Source organism: Rhizobium sp. L51/94, from assembly GCF_019355555.1.
GTDB lineage: Bacteria > Pseudomonadota > Alphaproteobacteria > Rhizobiales > Rhizobiaceae > Rhizobium > Rhizobium rhododendri.
On the sequence record NZ_CP072142.1, the window covers coordinates 1298723 to 1323719 of the forward strand.

General features: G+C 54.6%; 18 protein-coding genes. 12 read left to right on the forward strand and 6 right to left on the reverse strand.

Annotated elements, in window-relative coordinates:
- The first annotated feature begins 291 nt into the window (after positions 1–291).
- The gene (locus J5274_RS23970) at positions 292–882 is read left to right on the forward strand and encodes a transposase (RefSeq protein WP_257625744.1); all 591 of its coding nucleotides are present in this window, start codon (positions 292–294) and stop codon (positions 880–882) included.
- Here the strand turns inward: J5274_RS23970 and J5274_RS23975 are convergent.
- Positions 796–1818 (reverse strand): SDR family oxidoreductase, encoded by a 1023-nt coding sequence (locus J5274_RS23975; protein WP_257625701.1) that lies wholly within the window; start codon positions 1816–1818, stop codon positions 796–798. The genes J5274_RS23970 and J5274_RS23975 overlap by 87 nt on opposite strands.
- Positions 1819–2170: 352 nt before the next feature.
- Positions 2171–3085 (reverse strand): LysR family transcriptional regulator, encoded by a 915-nt coding sequence (locus tag J5274_RS23980; protein ID WP_219275364.1) that lies wholly within the window; start codon positions 3083–3085, stop codon positions 2171–2173.
- A 96-nt stretch (positions 3086–3181) separates the two neighbouring features.
- Between J5274_RS23980 and J5274_RS23985 the strand changes: the two genes are divergently transcribed.
- From J5274_RS23985 to J5274_RS23995, 3 genes are all read left to right on the forward strand, one after another.
- The gene (locus J5274_RS23985; protein ID WP_209207429.1) at positions 3182–4312 is read left to right on the forward strand and encodes an alkene reductase; all 1131 of its coding nucleotides are present in this window, start codon (positions 3182–3184) and stop codon (positions 4310–4312) included.
- Positions 4313–4689: 377 nt separating this feature from the next.
- Complete coding sequence (locus J5274_RS23990; protein ID WP_219275365.1) at positions 4690–6231, forward strand: flagellar hook-length control protein FliK; 1542 nt, start codon at positions 4690–4692, stop codon at positions 6229–6231.
- A 161-nt stretch (positions 6232–6392) separates the two neighbouring features.
- Complete coding sequence (locus tag J5274_RS23995; RefSeq protein WP_153816490.1) at positions 6393–6551, forward strand: hypothetical protein; 159 nt, start codon at positions 6393–6395, stop codon at positions 6549–6551.
- Between the two features lie 69 nt (positions 6552–6620).
- Here J5274_RS23995 and J5274_RS24000 read toward each other — a convergent pair whose 3' ends face one another.
- Entirely contained in the window at positions 6621–7178 is a 558-nt protein-coding gene (locus J5274_RS24000; protein WP_219275366.1) for a fasciclin domain-containing protein, read from the reverse strand.
- Positions 7179–8056: 878 nt separating this feature from the next.
- On the opposite strand from J5274_RS24000, the gene J5274_RS24005 reads away from it, so the two are divergent.
- Both J5274_RS24005 and J5274_RS24010 read left to right on the forward strand, forming a co-directional pair.
- Positions 8057–8389, forward strand: a complete 333-nt coding sequence (locus J5274_RS24005) for a helix-turn-helix domain-containing protein (RefSeq protein WP_209188081.1) — start codon at positions 8057–8059, stop codon at positions 8387–8389.
- Between the two features lie 726 nt (positions 8390–9115).
- Positions 9116–10354: an FAD-binding protein gene (locus tag J5274_RS24010; protein WP_209186123.1), complete on the forward strand. Its 1239-nt coding sequence runs from the start codon at positions 9116–9118 to the stop codon at positions 10352–10354.
- Positions 10355–11015: 661 nt separating this feature from the next.
- On the opposite strand, the gene J5274_RS24015 is transcribed toward J5274_RS24010, so the two are convergent.
- On the reverse strand, positions 11016–12398 hold the full coding sequence (locus tag J5274_RS24015) for a polysaccharide biosynthesis/export family protein (RefSeq protein ID WP_219275367.1): 1383 nt from the start codon (positions 12396–12398) through the stop codon (positions 11016–11018).
- A 52-nt stretch (positions 12399–12450) separates the two neighbouring features.
- Positions 12451–13524, reverse strand: coding sequence for a glycosyltransferase (locus J5274_RS24020; RefSeq protein WP_209188154.1), 1074 nt, complete (start codon positions 13522–13524; stop codon positions 12451–12453).
- A gap of 316 nt (positions 13525–13840) precedes the next feature.
- Between J5274_RS24020 and J5274_RS24025 the strand changes: the two genes are divergently transcribed.
- From J5274_RS24025 to J5274_RS24040, 4 genes are all read left to right on the forward strand, one after another.
- Positions 13841–14563: a sugar transferase gene (locus tag J5274_RS24025; RefSeq protein WP_219275368.1), complete on the forward strand. Its 723-nt coding sequence runs from the start codon at positions 13841–13843 to the stop codon at positions 14561–14563.
- Between the two features lie 335 nt (positions 14564–14898).
- Positions 14899–16302: a hypothetical protein gene (locus J5274_RS24030; RefSeq protein WP_219275369.1), complete on the forward strand. Its 1404-nt coding sequence runs from the start codon at positions 14899–14901 to the stop codon at positions 16300–16302.
- A complete protein-coding gene (locus J5274_RS24035; RefSeq protein ID WP_219275370.1) occupies positions 16299–18338 on the forward strand; it encodes a glycosyltransferase in 2040 nt (679 codons plus the stop codon). The genes J5274_RS24030 and J5274_RS24035 overlap by 4 nt, the downstream gene beginning before the upstream one ends.
- Positions 18335–20068 (forward strand): Wzz/FepE/Etk N-terminal domain-containing protein, encoded by a 1734-nt coding sequence (locus J5274_RS24040; protein WP_219275371.1) that lies wholly within the window; start codon positions 18335–18337, stop codon positions 20066–20068. The genes J5274_RS24035 and J5274_RS24040 overlap by 4 nt, the downstream gene beginning before the upstream one ends.
- Positions 20069–20518: 450 nt before the next feature.
- On the opposite strand, the gene J5274_RS24045 is transcribed toward J5274_RS24040, so the two are convergent.
- Positions 20519–21958 carry a lipopolysaccharide biosynthesis protein gene (locus J5274_RS24045; RefSeq protein WP_209186118.1) on the reverse strand — a complete coding sequence of 480 codons (1440 nt, stop codon included), beginning with the start codon at positions 21956–21958 and terminating at the stop codon, positions 20519–20521.
- 495 nt (positions 21959–22453) lie between these two features.
- Between J5274_RS24045 and J5274_RS24050 the strand changes: the two genes are divergently transcribed.
- Both J5274_RS24050 and J5274_RS24055 read left to right on the forward strand, forming a co-directional pair.
- The gene (locus J5274_RS24050; RefSeq protein WP_219275372.1) at positions 22454–23791 is read left to right on the forward strand and encodes an NAD(P)-binding protein; all 1338 of its coding nucleotides are present in this window, start codon (positions 22454–22456) and stop codon (positions 23789–23791) included.
- A 101-nt stretch (positions 23792–23892) separates the two neighbouring features.
- Positions 23893–24990: a glycosyltransferase family 4 protein gene (locus J5274_RS24055; protein ID WP_219275373.1), complete on the forward strand. Its 1098-nt coding sequence runs from the start codon at positions 23893–23895 to the stop codon at positions 24988–24990.
- The last annotated feature ends 7 nt before the right edge of the window (positions 24991–24997 follow it).

Genomic DNA, 24997 nt, shown 5'->3' on the forward strand with positions numbered 1-24997 from the left:
GATTTAGGCAGTTTCCACGACCCCTTCGGCATACGCTTTTCCGGACACCTTTATGACAGCGATCGACCGCACTGCCTACCCTCGCTCCGACGAGCGTCTCACCCGCTAGGAACTGGGACGCCGATACGGTCTGAGTGAAGTCGATCTCGTCTTTATCCGCGGCAAAGCGCGGGATGCTTCCGGCCGCCTGACGCTGGCGGGTTTGCTGAAGCACGCCAGGATCTCCAGACCGCCCGCTATGCCGTTGGCATCGCCAGCGCCGACACCCTACGCTGGCTCAATGCCCAGCATATCGATGTAGTCAAGCTCGAGGCTCCAATGACCTACCTGATCAATGTCTATGACCGTGTCGAGCTGCCGAAACTGTGGGACGCCGGTCAGGCGGTGATCGCAGATAGCGCTCACATTTCGTTGCGCGAAAACAATCTGCTGGACTGGCAGCACATACGCTATGGCGCCCACGGTGGCATTGCCTACCACCATATCTCCGACAATTACATTGCGCTGTTCATGACCTTCATTCCACACGGCGTCTGGGAGGCCATCCATCTCCTCGATGGCCTCCTGAAAAACCGCTGCACCGTCCAGCCGGACACCCTGCATCCCGACACGCAGGGTCAGAGCGAACCCGTCTTCTGGCTGGCGCGCATACTCGTGACCAAGCTGATGCCGCGCATGCGCAACTGGGTAGACGTGACCTTCTATCGTCCCGATAAATCGGTCTCCTACCAGTACATCGATGCGCTCTTCTGCCGCGAGATCGACTGGCAGCTGATTTCTTTGCTATCCCTGCCTTTACGGTTGGCCACTGCCGCCGGCTGCCCCGTACACCTGACCAGTCGCATAGCTCGCATCGGCCGCGGCGAATTGGACGTAGATTGACGCCAATTCGGCAGGCTGGCCGGGCCGGCCAAGCGGGGTGTTGCCGCCGAAGGACATGAGTTTGACTTGCGTGGCACCTCCACTTACCTGCAACGGTGTCCAGATCGGTCCAGGGGCGACGCCATTGACACGGATGCCTTTCGGGCCGAGCTGTTTTGCCATCGACTTGGTGAAGGACATCATCGCAGCCTTCGTCATCGCGTAATCGACCAGGTCTTCGGATGGGTCGTAAGCCTGTTCCGACGTTGTCTGAATAATAGCCGATCCTTCTGGCAGATGCGGAAGCGCCGCCTTTGTCAGCCAAAACATCGCATAGAGATTGGTCTTCATCGTTGCATCAAAATCTTCGCTGGAGAGATCGAGAAGCGACGGGCGCTGTTGTTGTCGACTGGCGTTGTTGACGAGGATATTGAGCCCACCAAGCTGGCGCACTGCCTCCTCGACAATCTTGCCACAACGCGCTTCGTCCCGGATGTCGCCGGGTAGCGCCACTGCTACTCTACCCTCTCGTTTAATGAGCTCTATGACTTGACGGGCATCAGGCTCCTCATCGGGCAGATAGCTGATTGCAACGTCTGCACCTTCACGCGCGAACGCTATGGCTGCCGCGCGCCCCATGCCGGAATCTCCCCCGGTGATCAGGGCCTTGCGGCCGGCAAGACGTCCCGATCCCTTGTAGCTAGTCTCGCCATGATCTGGCTTGGGATCCATCTTGCTAGCGAGGCCAGGCCAAGGCTGCGTCTGTGATTTGAACGGTGGCTTTGGATAGAGCTCTGTCGGGTTGCTGATTTTCACCTCAGTCGGATTTGCGGTAGATGGTTGCGCCGCGTTTGTTTGGCGTGATGCCAAAGCCACAGTGGCTACGACTGCAGTAGCACCGCCTACGACGGCCCGGCGGGATAATTTTGGTGGCGACGTCTCGGCACGCTTGGTCATTGCATATTCCTTTTTTGAGTCACGGGACAACCAGTTATGAGCCGTTCCGTTCCAGGGCTCCGTCATCAGGCATTTAATCGGGACATAGTTGGGAAATAGCAGGGATACCAAAACCCCGAGTGGTCATTTACGGGTGCGGGCGCTCGATCTTAAAGGGTGGGCAGCTCTGCAGCTTGGCTTAAGTTGGTGCTGTATTCGATCACCGCCGGCGACATCCAAGCCAAGAAGCGGCCGTCTTCATGCCGGCGCGGTAGCGGGTTCGGCGCAAAGCTTTGGCCGTCCGGACCGAGGCCAGAAGGTCTGACGACGCTAGCTCTTGAGCACGAGTGCAATAAACATAAGGTCGGGATCTTCATAGTAAAAGCCGCTTAGCACCAGCGACTTCCGCCCTGACCTCGTTCGACACTAAGTCCACAAAAGCACGGACTTTCGGCACACGAAAACGGCTTGCTGGCCATAACATCGTCAGGACCCCGTTACGGTCGACCTCATTTTCAAGAATGCAGCGTAGCCGTCCGTTTGCCAGCCCTTCTCGCACGAGAAATTCCGGAAAACATCCGATACCCCCGCCGCGCTGAGCTAGATCGAGGAGCGGGTCGATGACGCTTGCGCTCAGACTAACCGGCACCTGCTGTCCCGGCGCAGATTTCAACGGCCACGGGGCTATCCGTCCGGACGAAAATTTTTGGCGTAGGCAGACATGGTCAAAAAGCTCCCGTGGCGCTCTCGGCTCTCCGTGCTTCTCCAGGTAGCTGGGTGCTGCCACAAGGAGCCAGGTAAAGCTACCGAGGGTTTTGTGAAGCAGCCGGGAGTCTCCGGTGTCCCCGGTCCGGATCACAACGTCGAAACCTTCCTCGACAACGTCGACGATGCGATCGCTATAGTCCAGATCGAGTTCGACGTGTGGGTACTCGGCGACAAACGCCGCGAGCGCTCTGGTAAAGAGCGAGCCGGTCAAAGGAAGGCTGACGCGCAACTTGCCACGTGGGCTTCCCGCCGCTTCCGCCAACTCTGCTTCTCCGGCGTGAAGTTCTTCCAGCATCCTGCGGGCGCGGACCAGGAAGATGGCGCCCGACTCGGTCAGCGAGATGGTGCGGGTCGTTCGATGGAACAGCGTCGTCGCCAATTGTCCCTCCAGCCGCGCAATGGCCTTGCCGATTGCCGAGGAGGAAAGTCCGAGCTCCTGGGCCGCCAGTTTGAAACTTCGGGTGTCGGCTGCGGCCACGAACGCTCGGAGCGAGGCAAGACTATCGACGGGCTCTGCCATAAACCACCTTTCTTCCGCAATGATCGGAACTGTAGCCTATAAATATTTTGCGCGACAGGCATTATTAAGATGGTCAGTTGGAAACGAGGACACCGCATGACAGATCTTTTCACCCCATTCAATCTTTCCGGATCGCAGCTTGCCAACCGGGTGGTCATGGCACCGATGACCCGCTCGCGCGCTCCACACGATGCTGCCGACGCGACAATCGCCCTCTATTACGCACAGCGTGCCACAGCCGGGTTGATTGTCAGCGAGGGCACTCCGATTTCGCGTGAGGGTCAGGGCTATCTCTTCAATCCCGGCATCTTCACGCCCGAGCAGATTGCCGGCTGGCGTCTGGTGACACAGTCCGTGCGTGCCGTGGGCGGCCGGATGTTCGCTCAGATATGGCATGTCGGCCGTGTGTCCCACCCTTCGATCCAGGCAGGTGGCATCGATCCCGTCAGCGCCAGCTCGAAAATCGCCAAAGGCGCGACCGCCTTTGGATACGATGAGAACGGCATTCCGGCCATTATCGAAACAACGAAACCACGCCAGCTTTCGACAGAGGAGGTCGAGCGTGTTGTTGGCGACTTCGCCAATGCCGCCAGCAACGCCATTGAAGCAGGCTTCGACGGCATCGAAATCCACGGTGCCAACGGCTACTTGCTCGAGCAGTTCCTCAACCCCGAGGTCAACGATCGCAAGGACCGCTACGCCGCCGACACGATGGAAAACCGTCTGCGGTTCGCGCTCGAAGTTGTGGATGCCACCATCTCCCGGATCGGCCGCGAGCGTGTTGCAATCCGCCTGTCGCCCTTTGGCAAGCTATTCGACATGCCGCATCACGGTGAGATCGAGGAGACCTACTCGGCACTGGCCGCGGCGCTTGGCGAACGGCGCATCGCCTACATCCATATCATGGACCAATCGGGCTACGTCGGAGGCGAGGACACCAAGGGAGAGACGGTCTCTGACAGCATCGTTCGTCTGCTCGGCGACTTCCGCAAGAGCCTTCCCGCCACGGCGTTGATCCTGGCTGGCAACATGACACGCGCGCGCGCCGACAAGCTGATCGCAGACGGCACGATCGATCTGGCCGCGTTCGGCCAGCCGTTCATCTCCAATCCGGACCTCGTGGCCCGGCTGCGAAATGACTGGCCGCTGACCCCACCGGATCGCACTACCTATTACGGTGGCGATGCGCACGGTTACATCGATTACCCGCCCTATGCCGCCGCGTGAACTGTTTCTCGAGGTCGGATCACGTCCGGCCTCTTGTGACTGCCGCGGGAGGGGCCAATATTGTATCTGAAAGTCCCCAGCCACGGGCGCTCGCCAAACTCCTCAACCTACGGGTGTACGCTCTCGGCATCCGCATGATGCGCAAAGCCTGACGCAAGTTCTAACGATTAAGCCTGAGGCAGAGGCCTGAATGAGGCAACCGCATCAAATATCACAAATGGCAAATAGCGTTGGCGACAGAATGAAGGAGCCCGCAACAGCGGTTCAATTCGATTAGCAACGTCGAACCGGCGGGATCCTTCTTTGATAGTCATCCTAGACACCTGCCCATGAGTGCGCTTTTCTGCAGTTGAGTTCCGAGGCAAAAAGGAAAAGATATGGCGGACGTCATTATGGCAACGGGTTCGGCGTGCGCAGTCGGTGTGAATTCTCCAAAGAATGGAATTGGCGGCGACGGGAGGCAGAGTGATGACCCGCATGGCTTTAGGGACGCTCTCGACCGATCGGCAAGTGATCAGGATGGCAAAAACCTGACGACGCCGACAACGGGCGATGCAAAGGCCATCGCTGCAGGAAGCGCATCAGGCGATCAAAATCAGGCGAATGCAGCGTCGTTGGCAGTGCCGTCAGTTGCAGTGCAATGGCCCGGCAATGACAGCGTGAATGCTTCCGCGCAATTTCTCGCCGCGGCAGCCAACGCCGTCAACGACCAGACATCCAGAGCCTCGGTGAAACCGGGCGATCTTGAGGCAACTTCGCCACTTGGACTTGCCCAGCAATTGGCCGATGTCGTTGCCGGCGCGGCGACAGGCGAGCCAGCCACACCCGTCAAAGGTGACATTCCGGGCGTCAAGGGCAGCAAAAGCGGCGCTGCCTCCGACGATAACAAGGACGCCGATGCCAATGCATCAGACGCCAGTGTCGCCAGCGGCGCGGTGGCTGACGTGCTGTCGCTGCTCGGAGCCAGTTTGTCGGCCGCCGTCATCCCCGCACAGACCTCAGCCAGCGTCCTTGCCGCAGCCGGGCAGCTCCACACCGGCAATGGCAAGATCGATCCCGGCGCGGCCTCTGTTGCAAATGCGCTTCCGGCCGACGCCGCGGACGACAGCGGCGACGCCGTTGCCGTAGGCATGGCGATGCTGGCGCCGTCAATGGGCAGCGCTGGTCAGGGCAATGCCGTTGCCGGCACATCTACCGACGGTGACGCCCCCGTAACGTTCAACGTCGATCGGGCGAGTGGCAAGGTACAGTCGCTGGATCTCTCAGCGAGCCGGAATGCGGACGATACGCCTCAGCTCGACATCAAATCGGCAAGCGGCGACACCGGGGCCACCGTCACTGTCCTCGACTCCCGACGCTTCGTCGGCCTCGCCGATGGCTCGAATTCGGCACTGGTCGCCAATTCACTGACGGGCAACAAGGACTGGGCGGCGGCCATGCAGCCTAATGCGGCGCTGACCGGAGCATCGGCGACGACCAGTGCCAGCAAAATTATGAACACTCTGAAAATTCAGATGAATCCGGATAACCTCGGGATCGTCACCGCGACCATGCGGCTCTCGGGCGAGCAGCTTTCCGTCGATCTCAAGGTCCATTCCGCTGAGGCCTACAGGCAGCTCAGCAACGACCAGAGCGCGATGATCGATTCACTGCGCCAGCAGGGCTACAGCGTCGATCGCATGACCGTGACCTACACAGCGCCGGACACATCGAGCAACAACCAGCAGAGCCCCCAGGGTCAGCAGCAGCAACAACCCGGCACAAGCCAGGGGCAGGGCAGCGATGGCCAGGCTCGCAGACAGAATTCAGGACGACAGGCCGGTGATCAAGATGGTATCTCGCGCGCAGGCAACGTGGGTACGGACGATAGCGTTGCTGGCGGTGCTCAGCGAGCTCGTGCCGGGGGCGTCTATCTCTGACACTTTGACCACGCCTTGACCAAATGTTGCCTGGCAGTCGAGTGGTCGGCTCATCTACACTTCGCAGGTAGCGAGCGTTACACAAGTTTGACCGCACATCAAGCCTGCGATCTTCAGCCGATGTCGTGTCGCCCGTCGCAACAAGGTCGGAACGGTCGCGAGTGACCATCGAGAGTGGAGCGCCGGTGATTGTTGCAGAGTTGCCGGCACTCCAGCCACTGGCGCAACTGCCCTCCAACAAAAGCCGCAAAATTTTCATGGCAGCATCTCCTTTCGATCCTAATGAAAATCGAGAAGGGCAACCGCCGCAAGCTATTTAAGCGGCTCTGAGTCCGGGCGACACGCGTGGCCCTGGCAATTGGGCGCATAGAATGCGCCCAATTTTGGCACTACATCTTTGGCAGAAGTACCTTGTCGATGACGTGGATGACACCATTCGACTGCTTCACGTCAGCGATGGTGACAGTAGCGGCCGTCCCGTTTTCATCCGTCAGGGTGAGCTTGCCCATGTCTTCCTTTGCCGTGAGCACGCAGCCTCCGACGGTTTTGATGTTGTGGCTGCCGCCGTCGTCCTTGATCATCTTTTCGACGGTCGCCGCCATGGCGTCGGCAGCAACCACGTGGCAGGTCAGGATCTTGACCAGCTTGTCCTTATTCTCAGGCTTCAGGAGCGTGTCGACCGTACCTGCCGGCAGAGCCGCCAAGGCTTCGTTGGTTGGTGCGAAGACGGTGAAAGGCCCTTTACCTTCCAGGGTTTCGACGAGGCCCGCCGCTTTGACGGCTGCAACCAGTGTCGTATGGTCCTTTGAGTTGACAGCGTTTTCGACGATGTTTTTGTCAGCATACATTGCCGCGCCACCAACCATTGGGTTTTCGGCATGTGCCAGCATGGTGCCTGCTGCAAGCGTAGCCGCGACTGCGACTATGCGTAGTGTGGACTTGATCATGGAATTCTTCCCGGTTTTTCTGGCCCCTCGAATAAAGGCCTCTCCCTAACGCCGATGGCGCGTATCCGTCATGGATACAGCGATAGCTACGGCCCTTCGCTAACAATGGTTTCAAAGCAAATATGAAATTTTGACGACACACGAACGCAGCACTGAGAGCGAATTTTTTGTTGCTCGACAAGTCCACCCTCGTTACGGCACACGTGTGAAGGTCGCGCGATGGAGATTGCCTTAAGCCGGCGTCGCCGAATGGGAAGACATAGGGATCAAGCACGACGTCTCCAAGTCGACGAGTCCGATCACCTAACGAAAACCGCACTGTTGCTCTCATCTTGGCATCTTTACCGTTGATCCCTGTTTCGCAACTGTGCTTTTGCGATACCGCGGCTGCGCGGCAACTGGCCCGCCCTGCATTTCTGTCCGCCATGAAGGTGTTTCTGCAAATGTTGCGATTATCGCTCTCGGAATGGTCATCGCATTCCTGGTGTGCTGCGGCTGACGTGGCAAAAGTGAGAGCGTCGGGGATGGGACGTGCGGACCCTGATGTTTCCGCTTCTGAAGTAAGCGTATAATGACGGCACAGAACGTCCTCGATGAAGCCACGAAACGATCGTCGTAAGGGCAAATGCCCTGCATATCTGTCAAGATAGACTGAGATAATAACCAAGGTATTTCTTAACAAACTCGGAGAATTTCGGCCGGGATATGCATGAACGGCATAAGACTCATTGCTCATTCCAAGGCTATTCAATAAATCGATAACGGTTGACCGTCGATCTGAAAAGGAAAAAGATCATTTGACCGCGAGTTCGAAACAACCAGATCCGGTCGATATTGAGGTCGGGAGGCGCATTAAGCTGCAGCGCAGGATCAAGGGAATGAGCCAGACTGTCTTGGCTGATGGTTTGTTCGTCACGTTCCAGCAAGTGCAGAAATATGAGAAGGGGTCCAACCGCGTCAGTGCCAGTCGTATGAGCAACATCGCTCGGATCCTCGAAGTCCCCGTCTCTTATTTTTTTGAAGGAAATGAGCCGCAGCCTGATCACGACGATGGCGATGCGATATCCCCGCTCAGGGACTTGACGCAATTCGTTGCCACCATTGAAGGCAGCAATCTCAACCGTGCGTTCTCAAGCATCCGATCGTCAGAAATCAGAAAGCGCATCATAGGACTTGTCGCAGCGCTGGCAAAGGACCACGCTGAAGATTGATTGCTAAAGCACCCACCGAGTGTGTCGTCGATAATCATCGCCATTCGTCCGATACGGCAGGCTACTCCACAGCCTGTCGCCGACATTGGCGGCGTGACGGGGCTTTGTCTTACCAATGAATAAACTTTCGCGGAGAATACCGTAATTCGACATGTGAGGCCACTTACCTGCGGACAGTCCACGCTGACGGTACGAAAGAATGGTTCCATTGGGACCACAAAGGTTCTCGCATCCATTTAAGGATGACGATCTCGCCGACTTCGGTGAAACTCTGCCGCGCATTGGGCAAAGTTTAAAGGTTGGCAGCAGCGAGCGTAACAGGCCAAGGTCGCCCATCGACGCGCGAGGTGCAGGATTTACAGGATTTACAGGATTTACAGGATTTACAGGATAAAATTATCGGGCGGAACCCTTCGCAGTACAACCCAATAAATTGTCTTCAAGAGTTAGAAATCTGCCAGCAATCGGCATGCTGGAACACTCAATATCATATCAAAACGTGTCATTTGATCTGAAAAAACTGGCAATACTATTCGGAAATATTCCGCCGAAAGGCAAACCAATATATAAGATGAATGCGCTTTCATCTTTATTGCATAATCCTTCGGGATAGTTAAATAAATTTCTCAGGTGCACAGATTTTATGTAGACGGTGCAATTTCATTTATATACCTTCGAGAACGTTTCTTCATTCGTCGCAATCGTTCATCTGTATTTGGATAAAATATGGTATATATATATGATAGCTTCAAGACTTTCTATCCAGCCAAGGTAATACGCGCACGATCTATAGATGATGTCATTCGCGCTGTATCTTATGCGACATCTTCTGGTTTGAAAATTCGGCCTATGGGCCTTGGATACTCTTGGTCTGAACACTCTTTCACAAAAGGAATTTCTCTGCAATTGGATGGATTGCGAAGGCTCTGTGTCATCGATAGGGCTGCAAAGACCATAACGGTCGACGCCGGCGTGCGCATGGGCGATATTACACGCGCGCTCGGTCGGCGAAACCTGTGTCTACCATCACTCGCTTTTCTTCCAGAAATGACCGCGGGCGGTGCGGTGGCGACGGCGACGCACGGCACAAACCACCGGAGCGGTACAATGTCCGATTTCGTTGTGTCGATGGACGTCGTGCTTGCCTCCGGTGAGCTCAAGACTTTCGATAGAAAATTGGTGTCTGAGGCCGAGATGTGTGCGGCCAGGGTCTCAGTCGGCATGCTTGGGGTCATCACCAAAGTCGTTTTTCAAGCAATTGATATGCCGTGGGTCCGCTACACCAAACTTGAGATCGACCTCGACGAATTTATGGCGACCCGCACTGCCGTGTTGTCGCGATACTCGCACGTCTGGGTCCACTGGTCGCTCGGCACAAACAAGATAAAGGTCGATTGCCTGGAAGAGCGGCAAGATAGGCATGAGGGCTTCAATCCCTATGTCAGCCATCGAAATGCAGTTTGGGAGCCAAGACGGCAGTCGATGCTGAGATCGATAATCCGCCCGGCTGTGCATTTGGCTCAAGACATAATACGCTCAAACGTGCCGGCGACAAAAGCACGATCAAAAAGTGACGTTCGGATCAGTATGCAATATTCGGTCGACACGAAGGACTGGGAGCGTGTTGTGGATCGTATCGCAGCAAGTCAATTTGCTAGCAGAAACTTCGGAAAAATTATGGAAATGAAATTCGTCAAGGGCAATAACCTGTCCTACCTTGGCCCAAATGCGGGCCAGGATGCTGTCTGTTTCAATATTTATTGGATGATTAAACGAAGCGAACAAGATGAGATCCTGCGCCCTTTCGAGGATCTCATGCGCTCATTTTCAGCCCGACCACACTGGGGAAAAGATCACAAGATTCCGGACGAAGCCTATATGAGATCGGCGTTTCCTCAGTGGGAAGCATTCGATTGCGTCAGGCGCTCGCTGGACAAAAATGACCTCTTCACAACCATCCGTTAACGCGGCGCGCGTCACCTTGCCTTCTACCGGGTGCCACATGGTTGTGACGGTCAGACTGTGTGATTTGATCGGCCAATTGTCTTTCAAGACAATATCGGTGGGGCCAGTTGTCAATTCCCATCGCAACCAACAAGGGCTAAAGGTGGCTATTATCGAGCGCTTAACGGAGCACAGATGACATCCTCACCAGATTGGGAAGGAAAAAGATTTTGTCATGTGTCGTTGGAAATATTCGATCAGCACATTCAATCAGGCTAAGATCCGGACCGATTTTTTTGACTGGACGAGCGTCGTTCTTTGACCGCCGTTCTGATGTAGGTGAGATAAAAGATACAGTGTGTGCACACATACCCAAACTGCAGAAGCGCGCCGTAGATGAGGCACCAGACCAACAGTTGTCCGGCGGAAACATAAGACGACTGAAAAAGGACTGCGTAGACGCAAACGCCGGCAATCACGACAAGCGTGAAATGGAGTATTGGAAGTCTGATGGCGCACACCATGCCCACCAAAATCCAGACTAAGAAACTCCAATGCATCAACAGTTAGCTCCGAGACCCGCCAACAATAGCAGTGCCATCTTGTCTATAGCAGCCGCCCGATTTATGCAAATCTCTGCCCGCGCGCAGCGATAAAAATCGATGAACTTAGAAGACCGATTCTAAAAACCGTCGCGTTTTTGGTCTGACGGGCCCGGCCTGCGAGAATTTGTCTGCGGCGCACCGAGATTTGTCTCGGGCAATTTTTCAACCCGGATGAGGTCGCCGGGTTCGACCGCGTCATTGTCGCCCACCGCGAGGGTCCTGGTATGACCGTTCACCAGTCGATCAATCGTCGTTTCAAATGACTGCAACCCGTCTTCCACGGCTGAGTTGGCGACCATAGGCGCTTGTAGCGCAATATTGTCTAAAAGCGCGCGCGTTGTCTGCACTTTCTCAGCATTGGCTCCAATCTTCGCCCTGACGTCCGCTGCTTCGGTCAACGCATCCACACGGTAGCGATTGCGTAAATCGGTTATGTCCCGATCAACCTTCGCAACGTCTTGCTGGGCTTTCAAATTGGCCAGCGAAACATCAAGACTTCGACTTTCGAGGTCTGCCAGATTCTGGCTGGCGCCCAAGGATCGCGCCGACACGCTCAGTCCGGCAGATACCAGCTTATTGACGGTTCCAAGATCTTTACTGGCCAAGTCAATCTGCTTTGCCAGGGACGTGGCTTTCGACTGCAGCGCCTCGATCTGGTTCGAAGCAAGAACTCTTGCTTCATTGAGTGCGACGATCTCAGCGCTGATCGACCGCTGGCGGGTATCGAAGAGGTCTGCCTCTTCTTTCATGATGCGATCGACAATTGCCTGACCCGAATGGGTCGTTAGTTCTGGAGGAAAGACAACGGAAGGCTGATTGTTGATGATGGCATCGACCCGCGCTTGGCGGGCAAGGAGCCCAAAACGCTCGATATTCAAAGCACGAAGATCACCCCGCATTGTGAGCACATCACGTTGCAGACCCATCACGTTCACATCGACAGGACCTGTCATCCCCCCTGCCATGGAGAGCGCCTGAACCACCGTCAGCCCAGGACTATAAGCGTATTTTCCAGGCTTGGTCACCAGACCTGCGATGAAAAACGGCCGATATTCCGACACTTCAACCGAGGCGTTAGGTCGCTTTTGCATACCGACTTGGTTCTTCAACCGCTCGCCAATCGAATCTGAGATCTGATCGACGGTAAGCCCACTCGCCGGTACCACTCCGACAATCGGCAGCGACAGGGTTCCTGCGGCAGAGATAACAAACTCGCCGTTCAACGGGACCCATTCAAATGCGGTGCCGGTTACCGGCCGCCATTCGAACACCCGGATCTTCAATTTATCTTGAGGACCGAGGATGTAATCTTCCGCGAGGGCAGAATACCCACTTTGGATCGCTAGGCCGAAAATCGATCCAAGCAGCAGGCGCCAGGTCGGGGTTATACGCAGCCGTCGCAATGGCTGGCACAACAACAAGACGTTAGACGTGGCTCTCTCCCAAACTGCTGAACGCATGGTTACACCCCAATTGAACTTTGATGTTTGGCAATCTTCGCAATCAGCATCTTTATGCCGTCCTCATCGCACGAGCGGGACTGATCGCCTCATCGACAAAAGCGCCAAACCTCTCCACGAAGGCATTGGTGGTGAAGTCTCCGGCACGCCTGACAGCAGCGGCGGGATTGAAATCAATCTTTTCGAGCCTCTCGATGGCGTCTATAAGCGCCTCCGTGGTCTGGACATCGAAAAAGACCCCGCTTTCATCCGCGATAACCGTTTCTGTCGCCCCTCCTCTCCCGTAGGCGATAACAGGACGACCGCTGGCCATGGCCTCCACAGGAACAATCCCAAAATCTTCCTCCCCTGGAAAGATGAGCGCGCGGCAATGGGCATAGTGGTGCCTCAATACGTCAAACGGTTGCGGCCCCAAGATCGTCACAGTCGGTCCAGCAAGTTTTCTTATTCGCTCGAGCATCTCTCCGCCGCCAATCACGACAAGCTTGGCTTTCAGGAGGTTGCAGGCAATCACGGCCAAATCCGGCCTCTTGTAACTGACCAGTTCTCCGACCATCAGATAATAATCGCCGACATCATGCATGGCGGCCGCCTTGAATGCATTGGTATCAACAGGAGGATGGATTACCTGGGCGTCGCGCCGGTAGTAAGTTTTGATACGCTGAGCAACGGTTGCGGAATTAGCAGAGAAGTGATCGACCCTGTTAGATGTCGCAACATCCCAGTTGCGCAAGTAGTGAGCAAGCGGAGGCATCAGCATTCGCGTGACCAATCCAGAGCTCTCATAATATTTATTATACATATTCCAGATGTATCTCATGGGGGAATGACAGTAACAGACGTGAACCGCGCCCGGCATAGGCAGAACTCCTTTTGCTGGCCCCGATTCACTGCTTATCACAAGGTCATACTCACTTAGATCAAGTTGCTCTAAGGCCATTGGCATCAATGGAAGGTATTTTTTATATAGCTTAGTAGAATATGGCAGTCGATTTATAAATGTAGTGATAATTTTATGACTCTTTATTACTTCTGATATGACCGTTGGGTCATATGCATGTGTGTAGATATCAGCAGATGGATACATCCTGCAGAGTGTTTCGAGGACCTTTTCGCCACCACGCATTCCAACAAGCCAGTAATGTATTATAGCTACACGCAAACGCAACCCCATTGATTATGTTATTGAATTGTGCTTCGCGAATATGAAGCAAAAGGACCATAAACCATACTTTATCCAAGAACATATTCAGTTTGCTTCACCTAAATATATCGGACGACTCCGAATTTTGATTAACTGCATACCTACGTTTAAATGTCGCGAGGAAATGATGCTGTTTAATTATGTTATTGTCAAACCCTTTACTACTTGTTAACCTATCTTCAGAGTGTAAAGCCGAGCCTCCGTAGGTGGTTAGCGTTGTCTCATTGAGGAGTATCGAATGAAAAGCGTCGATCTGATCACTGGCTTTGACGCATCGGAGGAGCCTACTGCGAATATTGCATCTATCCCGCCGCCGGTAACTGTAGATCACCGAAAAGCAGAGGATAGATTTGGAATTTTCTTCAAATACCTGATAGATGCCTTTTTAGCCTTAATCGCTCTGGTGGCGTTGCTGCCATTGATCACAATGGTGTCCCTGATTTTACTGGCGACCCAGGGGGCGCCTATCCTGATAGCCCATCGCCGCATCGGAAAGCGCGGCGTGCCGTTTCACTGCTTCAAGTTCCGCACTATGGTGAAAAACAGCGATGAGATCCTGGAGAAACACCTGAAGGATAATCCGGAGATACAAGCAGAATGGAATGCGAGTCGAAAGCTCAAGAAAGACCCTAGGGTAACGGCGTTTGGGCGCAGTTTGCGTCGCAGCAGCATCGACGAGCTTCCACAGCTATTGAATGTGCTTCGTGGGGATATGAGTTTGGTGGGTCCTCGCCCTATCACACAAAGCGAGACTTTATTCTACGGACCTCACATTGCTGACTACATAGCCGTTCGACCGGGATTGACGGGTCTCTGGCAGGTGAGCGGCAGAAGCGAGACAAGCTATTCCGAGCGTGTCGAAATTGACGTTCGCTACGTGGCAGAGCGAAGTTTAGTTGGCGATTTCGTCATTATGGCAAAAACTATTCCGGCCGTTCTCAGTACGCGTGGCAGCTATTGAGCATGGGAGATGACAACCATTTCCCGCCTCTTCACTCTCAAGAACAAGTGCTGTCAAAGACCAACGCTGTCGTGCCATGCGGTCGGTACGACGACCAATAAATAAACGCTACGGCCGGCGCGTGGTCGCAGCCTAAAGACTACCGATAGAGGTGAACCGATGTCGACCTCTGACAGGCATGTCTCACCAGACATGGACGCGTCGACGTGAGGCTCACCGAACCCCTGAAATATCGTGTTTAATAGAGTACAGTTGATGGCGGTGGTTCGAAACCATTTCAGCAGATATTTCTGGCTTCGCCATCAGTGTGTGGCGACACCGTTGCGTGTGCTGGCATGAGTGTCGAGCCGATCGGCATTGCAACGATCTTGATAGGATTTTATTGCCTCCTTCGGGGAAGTAACACAACAATTATCGCGGCGGCCATCGCTTCGATTTTCGGCGCATCTGCGGCAATGCTCGTTGGCGCAGCGAATATCCAACCAGGCCACGTTATTCTTGGTTTTCTGGCATTGGGTGTCATGACCCGGCGCGAGGAGGCGCGCGCCCTTGTCCAGGCATTGCGCCCCTCCGAGCCTGGCTTTTGGCTTGCTGGTCTGGTCATCTACGGACTGATCAGCGCCTACTTTTTACCGCGCCTGTTGGAAGGCGCTACACAGATCGTGCCGCTCGGCAGCACAGTCTATGGCGAAACTCGATCCACCGTTCCCCTGACCACTGTGTCCAGCAATTTGACGCAAAGCGTTTACATGGTTGGTAATTTTATTTGTTTTGCCATCACCGTTGCCGTTGCATCAACTCATCGAGGCTTCAATTCTCTTGTCGCGGGGTTGCTGGCTTGCTCGGTGCTCATTGTCGTATTCGCCTTTCTCGATATCGCAACCTTTAGCACGGGAACTCAAGCGGTTCTGAGCTTCATGAGAAACGCACGATACACGCTTCACACGGATGAACAGGTTGCAGGTGTCAAGCGCATCGTCGGATCATTTACCGAAACGTCATCGTTCGCACGCACGGCGCTTGGTACGTTTGCTTTCTGCACAACGCTTTGGCTGTGTGGCAGACGCCCTTTTTTGACCGGACTTACCGGTTTGATCTCGCTTATCCTTGTCGTTTTGTCCACGTCATCGACAGGCCTGGCCGGCGCTCCTGTGATCCTCGTTCTTCTTTATGTGACCGCCCTGTCGTTGAGCGGTCGTCAGAAGACTCGCAGTTTAACAACAGCGGCAATTATTTTCCTTCCCATCATCATGCTGGCGGTTTGCCTCTGGGTCGCTATCGACCCTGTTTTGTCGAAGATCGTTTACAATTACGCCGACCTCGTTGTTCTTGGTAAAGCGTCAACCGATTCAGGGATTGAACGCAATTCTTGGAACGCGCTCGGCATTAAGAATTTTGTAGATAGCTATTACTTGGGTGTTGGTCTGGGGACCGCGCGTACTTCGAGCCTGCTGCTCGCATTGCTGTCAAATGTCGGGCTACCGGGATTATTTTTCTATTGCGCTTTTACCTATGGTGCTTTGCTCAAGCGCCGCGGCCTTCCTGGAAGTTTCACCGCAGATGTCCGGCTTTCGGCCCGTAATGGCTGTCTAGGATTGATGTTCGGAGATCTCTTGGTGTCTTCGGCAATTGACCAAGGCTTGTTCTTCTATCTGCTGGCAGCCTTAGCCACAGCAGAGCCAGAGCGCGCGACACGGACAGCCGCAATACCCTATCCTTTCCTAGGAGTTAAGTCATGAGTGAGACGGCATCCTTCACGATCAACGGTCGCTTCCTTGTCCAGAAGGCAACTGGCGTGCAGCGGTACGCGACAAATGTTGTCAAAGCGTTGGATGAGTTGTTGGCAACATCTGCGAAGCGCGTGCAGATTGTGTCGCCACGGGGCGCTCGCGATCTCGGCTTGGCGAATCTGAGCCTCATTGAGGCTGGCCCACTCGCTGGCCACTCCTGGGAGCAAATCATACTGCCAGCGCGATGCCAGGGGCGTCTTTTGAACCTGTGCAACACGGCGCCGCTTTTAAAGACCGATCAAATCCTTTGTATTCACGACGCAAATGTCTTTGCGTCCCCTGAGAGCTACGGGCGCACGTTCCGCGCAGCCTATCAGACGCTGCAGCCGGTGCTGGCGCAACGATCAGCCCGCGTCACCGCCGTGTCTCACGCTGCAGCCCGCCAAATCGCACGGCATTTGCCCGTCTCCCTCAAAGATATTGCCGTTATTCCCAATGGACATGAACACGCCTTGAAATGGGATCCGGCAAAAGCCCAGATTGCACCTGACTTCATTCAAGTCCTGGAAGCAACGACAGGACGTCCGTTTGTACTGGTTCTGGGATCACGGGCGCGCCACAAAAATCTGTCGTTGCTCGTCAATGCGGCGCCAGATCTGGATGCGATTGGAATCAATCTTGTGGTTGCCGGTGGCGGAGATGGAATCTACGCGGCCGACATTCTTCAAAGTCGTCCCAACGTAAAATTTATCGGGCGCGTGACAGACGACGATCTAGCCTATCTACTCGACAATGCCCTCTGCTTAGCTTTTCCATCGTTTACGGAGGGCTTCGGCCTTCCGATTATCGAAGCTATGGCGCGCGGCTGCCCGGTTGTCGCGTCCGACTGTGCCAGCATGCCCGAAGTCTGTGGAGATGCAGCTCTAATGGCGTCGCCGAACGATGCTAAGGCTTGGGTCGACAGCATTCGGGCCCTGGTGCTTTCGCCCGAATTGCGTACCGATCTTGTCGGGCGCGGTCACGAGCAAGCGCAACGCTTTCGATGGTGCGACGCAGCTGCAGTTTATCTCGATTTGCTCGAGAGACCCTCGTCGCAGGCACAATCCTATAATCCACCGCAGCCACGCCTTCCCCGCACGGCCGTGGTTGTCGCGACAAGGGGACGGCCTGAGGTTGTGAAGGCGACTGTTCAATATCTGCTTGGTACGCAAACATTTGCGCCTGAGACATTGATCGTCTCATGTGTCAATCTTGCAGATGCCGGCGATCTTGTTGACAACCCGGCGGTGACCGTGTTGACGGGCCCTCCAGGTCTTGCCGCACAGCGAAACACCGCGCTTGGCGCATTGCCGCCGACTGCCGAGATCGTGGCTTTTTTCGACGACGATTTCATCGCAGATAAAGAATGGCTTAGGAAGGCCGCCGCGACGTTTCGCGACGAAAGCCAGGTCATTGGCTTTACCGGTCGCGTCCTCAAAGATGGCATCACTGGAGATGCCGTCTCCTTCGACGAGGGCCTCCGTCTCATCGATTCCGCCCCGCCTTGCGATTGGACATGGATAGAGCCCTACAGTCCTTACGGCTGCAATATGGCGTTTCGCGTCAGCGCCATTGGCGACACGCGCTTCGATGAGCGGTTGGTACTGTATGGCTGGCTTGAGGACCGGGATTTTGCAGCAGCCATTGCAAAACCGGGCGGTCGGCTCGTCAAGGGCGCTGATGCTTTCGGCGTCCATATGGGAGTCAAAAGCGGCCGCGTCGCAGGAGACCGCCTCGGCTACTCTCAGATCGCCAATCCCATTTATCTCCTATTGAAGGGTACCATGTCGTCAAAGCGGGTCTTTACGCACATCGGTGCAAACATGCTGAGCAATTTCGTAAAAGCCCTGAAGCCGGAGCCGTTTATTGACCGACGCGGGCGAGCCAAGGGCAACTTGATTGCCATCGCAGATGTGGTGTGTGGGAAAATCACGCCTGAGAAGGCCGCAATGCTGTCCTCTGCAAGCCGTACGCTTAAAGTCAATGTAGGAGCGAAGTCGAGATGACGAATAACAGTCCGCAACCTTGGGAGCGCGCTTCGCGACTATGGCGCTTTGACACTACCCCCGCAGAAACTGTCAACGAAGGACCACTTGCACTTCTACGCTCAGCTGGGGTGCTTGCAACTCGTCATAAATATAAACTTGTCGTCTTTACCACAGTCGGTCTTGCGTTCGGAGTGGTCTATGCGCACTCGCTTCCGAAGGTTTACACAGCGACGGCGACCCTTCTCCTGGAACCTCGGCGCCAAGCTGCCGTGTCTGGTCAGGACGGCGGTGCACAGGGGCTCGATTTGAACCGCGCCGACAGTGAATTGCAAATCATTCGTTCCGAGCGTCTTTTGAGTACCGTGTTCGACACGCTCGAACTGCAGAAAAATCCGGAATTCGGTCCGCGCCCTCCATCCAAGGTGAGCGTACTGCTCTCCAGTTTAAGGGCTGTGGCGGAAAGCCGGTTGAGGTCCGCGTTTCCCTGGACTTCCACGGCACTCGACATGGAAGAGGCCACTCCCACCCCTGTCGGCCTGGGGGGAGAGGAAGAGCTTAGAAAGACAACCGATGCTCGCCAGGCGGCATTTTTGAACTTTACCAGACACATCGAGGCTCGCCGTCTTGGCCAATCCTATGTCATAGAAATAGACTTTTCATCCTCTGAGAGAGATTTGCCGGCAGTTGTAGCGAATGCGGCCGTCTCAGCCTACATCTTGCAATCCGTCGCCTTTAAATTGCAGATGGCAATCTCCGGTACCGAGGCCTTACAATGGCGTCTCGATGCACTCAACGCGCAGGTTGACGCTGCCACAACAGCGATCAAAAACGGAGCGTTACCAGCGATCGGAACGCCGGACGCGGATGCCCGCGTCATTGGCGCAGCCTTGGCGCCGTTGAGCCCGTCCGGCCCCAGGACCTCACTCATCATCGCTTTGGGAGGAGTGCTGGGTCTATTGATCGGGTTGTTCAGCCTTGCACTTAACCTGGCCTTCAACCGCAAAATTCGCAATGCCAAGGAGTTGGCACGAGAGACGGGTGTAGTCTGCCTCGGCATCCTTCCGGATGCAGGTAGCCGCAGCAATGCAACTTGGCGGTCAGATGGCTACAGAGCTGCCATGGTTGTTGGTCAACCCCGCAGTCCATACGCTGCTGCAGTCCGCAATCTTCGAACGTCCATCGAGATTGCTTGCTCGTCGGTCCGCAGCGAACGAAGCGTCGTCGTTGCCATAGCCAGCTGGGACGCACCGAGCGGAGCGTCCACACTTTGCTTGAGTTTGGCCCAATTAATCAGCCATAGCGGCCGCCATGTCACACTGTTCAAAGCTGATGTGAACGAATTGCCTGACAATGCCTCGCAAGAGACATCCATGGCGACGAATCTCGCGGACATCTTGATCGCAGACGTGAAGCCCGAGGAAGTCATATTTACACATGGCGACTGTGATGACATCGCCGTCCTCCCTATTCACTCGAAGAATGCGGAATCAAATCTATTCGCCGACTTCAGAGATCGTCGAGTCTCTCGTCTCATTGAAACAGCTCGCATCTCCAGCGATGTCTTGTTAGATCTGCCACCGCTGACAGGATCGACAGACGCGTTGGCGTTGGCCATACATGCTGATGCTGTTGTGGTGGTCGTTACTGAGGGACGCACGACAATCGATGAGGCCATTGACACAATTCAACAACTGCGCAGGGCCGGAGCAAATGTAATTGGCACCGTCCTTAACCGTGCCAAGGCGTAGTAAAGGCGAGCCACCGCCACCTGAGAACCAGCAAAATGCTGCGGTGGTGGCGCTCGACCAGATGAAAGACGAAACCTTGATCGAAGGAGTGCTGTCTCGCTCGACCGCTTCAAGACGCAGCCCGCGACGTCCCGCGTCCACTGCCCGTCAGATTATGCTTACAACCAACTACCAGCGCGGTGTGCTTGTTGATGCAGCGCCCTGAACAGTGCTGTTTCAAGTTGAGGAAATTCCGGGGCTTTCAAATCGACCCTAACTATTCCTTGTCCTATGCTTGTTAGCGCGTTACTTCACCATCAAAATTCGGGCAACGGAAAAGTAATGAAGCGTTTTGGCGGCTTCAACCCAATGAATCCCGGTCCCCGCTAGGGTGAAACGATCAGCGCCGACGGACGAACTGGCCGACCACACTAGCGGTCACGTCAACCGGTTTCGCGGTCAAGCAGGGCTTCATGCCTGGTCAATGATTTCGAACCTGCCGCGGCCGACGGAAAGTCTCATCCCCAGTGCCAGAAGGGAAAGCGTATAGGCGACTGCTCCAGCCGCAGACACCATCACCAACTCAACGGTATGGTTCAACGGATACCCGACAAGTTGGTAACGCAATGCTAGAACGATGACCGCCATGCACCCGTTGGCTGCCCCCACTTTCCAGAGATTTTTTAACTGAACACCTATGTTGAGCGACAGCAATCGGCGAGCCTCCAAAACGTAGAAGCCGAACATGATGACAGACAGGAGCACTCTCGCTACGCTCGCGCCTATGTAGGAGTAGAGCAAGATACCCGTCGAAATTAGAATAATCCGCAACATCAGGTCTATGGCATTTAGTTTGAAGAGAATATTTGGGCGATTCACCGCCAAACCCACCGAATAAAGGGTTTGGAAATACGGCGTCGTGATCACTGACAGGGCGAGGATACTCAGTGCCGGCGCAGCACCTTGCCATTTTGCACCAAGCAATATCTCCGTCAGCAGATCTGCCGTCAGGGAAATCCCCACGCAGATCGGCAACGATATCAACATCGCAAAACGGGCAGTCTTTAAAAATGCGAGCCTGAGACGCTCCACATCCCCGGAAATACGCGAAAATGCTGACATGACAGACTGCATGGCAGGCCCAATCACACTCTGCGATGGCAACCCAGCCAAATCGCTTGCAATCGCGTATCGGCCAAGTGTTGCATTATCTGTGGCCGCTCCGATGAAGACGCGGTCGAATTGCCAATTCAACGCGGAGACAAGCTGAGACCCACTGAACCAACCTATAAAACTCGAGAAGTCTGAGAAGCGTGCCAGTGAGAATGCCGGCCTGTAGGGTGCCAGTACATAGGATACGATTGCCGAAATGATGCAGTTTGACACAAAATTCGCAGCAATCGCCCAGTATCCACCGCCCAATAAGACGATCGAGATCGTCAAAAAGAATGAGAAAAATTTGCCGCTGAACTCCATCATGAAGGCCCGTCTAAAGTCCAAATCACGCGCGAAATGAACCATCGCGGGGCTGTTGAAACCTTTGACGAAGGGGCCAACCGTCAAAACTGCGACAAGGGGTACAAGCGCGCTGTTATCATTGAAGAATGAAAAGGGCCATGCAGCGCAAAAGATGATGATCGCAATCAGTACGCTTCTCAGGATGCTCAACGTAAAACCCGTATCGAGATGCGTCTTATCGATTACGTCTAAGCGCAATAGCGCTTGGGTCACGGGCATCTCGAGCACAGTGTCCACCACTGCAACAAGAGACATACCCAAGGCGGCTAGCCCGAAGTCCGACGGTGTTAAAATCCGTGCCAAAACTAGCAATGTAAAGAAGTCGACTATTTTTCCTGCGAACCGCGAGACGATTAGCCAGCTAGCACCCTGAACCGCTTTAAAGGCAAGCATTGTGGCTCACTTGGTTGGCACGTGACAAAACGCAGCCACGCAACGTTACTTTCACAAAAGAGCGTCGGCCAATGCTGAGCGAAAAACAGCAAGCAGGGCGAATCTTCGAACGCGACCTTTCTAGAGAGTATCCTACCGGCAGAAAATCGGCCGTCACCCACAATCGAGCTTTGGACTTGGGGGCATCAAGGCGTTGGCGCTGCACTTATCCATCCTTTGATCGCGAAAATATCAGCCAAGTACGAACGGAGACGTCGAAGAACACTGGAAATGCATCACCAAGACGTACCACGTTTTCCTACATATAGGCTACCGGATATAAAATCGGTCCGCTCAGCCATAGTCAAAGAAAATCTCGGATATTTGGACAAATAGTGCGCTACGATCAGAACCAAATTCAACAACGATGCAGATATCTCGCCTGTTCTGCCAATTAGACTTTAAAATTCTTTTTTTTGAGATATCATAAATATAGCGGTGGAGCGGGGACGTTTTATGACCGACAACCTTATTCATCAGGACCGCGCATCCTATTTCCTTGAGGAAGAATTTGACGCAGTTGTACTTGGTGCTGGAATATCGGGGCTCGTATCGGCGGCCATTTTATCGCGTCAAGGACACCGTAACATTCTCATCATTGACGACTATGAGCACGTTGGTGGAAATCACCTGGACTGGTCTTCAAATGGTTATACTTTTGATATTGGCAGCTTAGTTTTCCAGGATGATTCACCGCTCCTGTTCTATTTCCCAGAATTGCTACCTCTGTATCTACCAATTGAGCCGGAGTGGGCGCGATTGAACCCACAGGGAATGGTGACGAGCTATCCAATCTCGATCCGCGATGACATCTTTGGTAGTGGCCCCGTGGGCACCGTCAGGATATTCGCATCGGTCATCTTTTCTCGTCTCTTCAGGCGGCGAATGGACAATGCGCACGACTTTGCGCGCTTCTGGATAGGGGAATACCTGCTGGGACGTTCTGGGCTGGAGTCGTACATGCAGCGCTTCTACGGCATCTCGACCACAGAGATCGATATCGATTTGGCCAAAAAGCGCATGATGTGGATCAGCGAGCACGCGTCGTTGCGAAAGCTACTATCGCGGTTGCTCCCGCGACGACCTTCGGGCAAACCAAATCGGCAATTGGCCAGGCCGAAAGCCGGCTTCAGCGCTTTGTATAAAGTGGTTGTTGACAAGCTTGAGACCGAGGGGGTCGCTGTCAGTTTGTCGGCGCAAATGAGAAGCATTGAGAAAGCCGGAAGTCAGTTTCGGTTGCGCACGAAAGATCGGATCGTCGTCACCAGCAGACTTATATCTACCATTCCGATCGAACGGACGGTCGCACTATGCGGCTTGGACCCCGGCCCTCCTCTCGAAACAATCACGCTGATCGGATTGTTTTTCAGTTTCAAAGGCGACCGCGGTTTCCGCCAGCCAATTATCTACAATTTCTCGTACAAAGGCGCTTGGAAGCGGCTGACTATGCATTCGGATTTTTACGGCCTGGTTGACGCTCGAGAGTATTTTGGTGCCGAGGTCATCGCCCATCACGCAGGCGGTACGATTGAGAGCGCTGAAGCAGATTTTCGTGAACACGTCTCTGAAAACGGCCTTTTCAAAGGCGAGCTTAGATTGGAAGGCGCCCGCGTGCTTAGCCATGCCTATCCTATCTACAGACGGGGAGCCGCCCAACATGCAGCAGAGGCAATAGAAAAACTGCGCGTATTCGGCATTGAATCTTTCGGTCGACAAGGCGGGTTCAATTATCAACCCACTGCACGATCTTCAACTGTGGAGGCCGAAGAAGCGCTCCGTCCATCAGCAGCTTAACCGTTTGCTTCAATTTACGCCCGGTTCTCTGACCTGACGTGGCGGCAGTCCGAAAGTGGCTTGAAAGTCCAGCAATCACCACAAAATGCCCGGAGGCGTATTTGCGCATATTGCATATTCTCAATCACACAAATCGCTCCAACGGCCATGTCCATGCAGCAGTGGATCTTGCTTGCGCTCAGGCCAAGCTGGGACATAATGTCTGTTTGGCCAGCGGGGGCGGAGATTTCGATGAGCTGCTATCTAAAAACTCGGTTTCTCAGACCACTCTCTCCCATCAGCGCTCGCCCCTGTCCGCACTCAGGTCAGTTGCTGCCTTGCGCGCTTTTGTCCGAAATTGGCAACCTGATATCGTTCACGCCCATATGATGACGAGCGCAGTGCTCGCATGGCCGGTGTGCAAGATCGTGGGCGTTCCCCTCATCACAACTGTCCACAATGAGTTTGAGAAAAGTGCTATCTTGATGGGGTTGGGTTCACGCGTCATAGCGGTGAGCGACGCGGTTGGCGCTTCCATGATCAAGCGTGGCATCAGTGCTCGACGCCTGCGTGTGGTTTTGAACGGAACAATCGGTTGTGCCCGTTCCGGGAACCGAACACATGTTGAATTGGCATTGCAATCTCCCAGCGTCCTTTTCGTCGGCGGCCTGCACCCCAGGAAGGGGCTCCCAGATCTGCTCGAGGCGTTCCAAATAGCGCACCGGGATGTCCCGAACTCGAGGCTGTATGTGATTGGCGGCGGGCCGTTCGAGCAAGAATATCGCGACATGGCTTCAAGGATGGAGTGCGCCAGCGCCATCCTTTTTATGGGTCCACAAGATGATCCTTTCAGTTGGATGGCAAGTGCGGACATTTTCGCGTTGCCTTCGCATGCCGACCCCGCGCCCCTTGTGCTTTCGGAAGCGCGGGAGGCCGGGTGTGCAATCATCGGAGCGAACGTCGATGGCATACCGCAGTTGATTGAGTTCGGTGCGGCAGGATTGCTTGTCGAGCCGAGAGATATCGTCGGTTGGGCAAGAGTACTTAGATGTTTGTTTGAAAGCCCGTCGCTGGTTGAGGAATGGCAACGCAAGAGCCAGTTCAACATTGAGCGCATGACTATAAAGCGCGTGGCTGCCGAAACGCTCGACGTTTACAAGAGCGCCCTGCGTGACAAGTCGCCGATCGTAAGCGGCTCCACGCACCCGGCAACAAAATGAAACTGAT

Bases quoted from the DNA above. Each gene is read 5' to 3' on its own strand.
- J5274_RS23975 (WP_257625701.1), bottom strand. From the start codon at position 1,818: ATGACCAAGCGTGCCGAGACGTCGCCACCAAAATTATCCCGCCGGGCC.
- J5274_RS23980 (WP_219275364.1), bottom strand. From the start codon at position 3,085: ATGGCAGAGCCCGTCGATAGTCTTGCCTCGCTCCGAGCGTTCGTGGCC.
- J5274_RS23985 (WP_209207429.1), top strand. From the start codon at position 3,182: ATGACAGATCTTTTCACCCCATTCAATCTTTCCGGATCGCAGCTTGCC.
- J5274_RS23990 (WP_219275365.1), top strand. From the start codon at position 4,690: ATGGCGGACGTCATTATGGCAACGGGTTCGGCGTGCGCAGTCGGTGTG.
- J5274_RS24000 (WP_219275366.1), bottom strand. From the start codon at position 7,178: ATGATCAAGTCCACACTACGCATAGTCGCAGTCGCGGCTACGCTTGCA.
- J5274_RS24005 (WP_209188081.1), top strand. From the start codon at position 8,057: ATGAGCCAGACTGTCTTGGCTGATGGTTTGTTCGTCACGTTCCAGCAA.
- J5274_RS24010 (WP_209186123.1), top strand. From the start codon at position 9,116: ATGGTATATATATATGATAGCTTCAAGACTTTCTATCCAGCCAAGGTA.
- J5274_RS24015 (WP_219275367.1), bottom strand. From the start codon at position 12,398: ATGCGTTCAGCAGTTTGGGAGAGAGCCACGTCTAACGTCTTGTTGTTG.
- J5274_RS24020 (WP_209188154.1), bottom strand. From the start codon at position 13,524: ATGCGTGGTGGCGAAAAGGTCCTCGAAACACTCTGCAGGATGTATCCA.
- J5274_RS24025 (WP_219275368.1), top strand. From the start codon at position 13,841: ATGAAAAGCGTCGATCTGATCACTGGCTTTGACGCATCGGAGGAGCCT.
- J5274_RS24030 (WP_219275369.1), top strand. From the start codon at position 14,899: ATGAGTGTCGAGCCGATCGGCATTGCAACGATCTTGATAGGATTTTAT.
- J5274_RS24035 (WP_219275370.1), top strand. From the start codon at position 16,299: ATGAGTGAGACGGCATCCTTCACGATCAACGGTCGCTTCCTTGTCCAG.
- J5274_RS24040 (WP_219275371.1), top strand. From the start codon at position 18,335: ATGACGAATAACAGTCCGCAACCTTGGGAGCGCGCTTCGCGACTATGG.
- J5274_RS24045 (WP_209186118.1), bottom strand. From the start codon at position 21,958: ATGCTTGCCTTTAAAGCGGTTCAGGGTGCTAGCTGGCTAATCGTCTCG.
- J5274_RS24050 (WP_219275372.1), top strand. From the start codon at position 22,454: ATGACCGACAACCTTATTCATCAGGACCGCGCATCCTATTTCCTTGAG.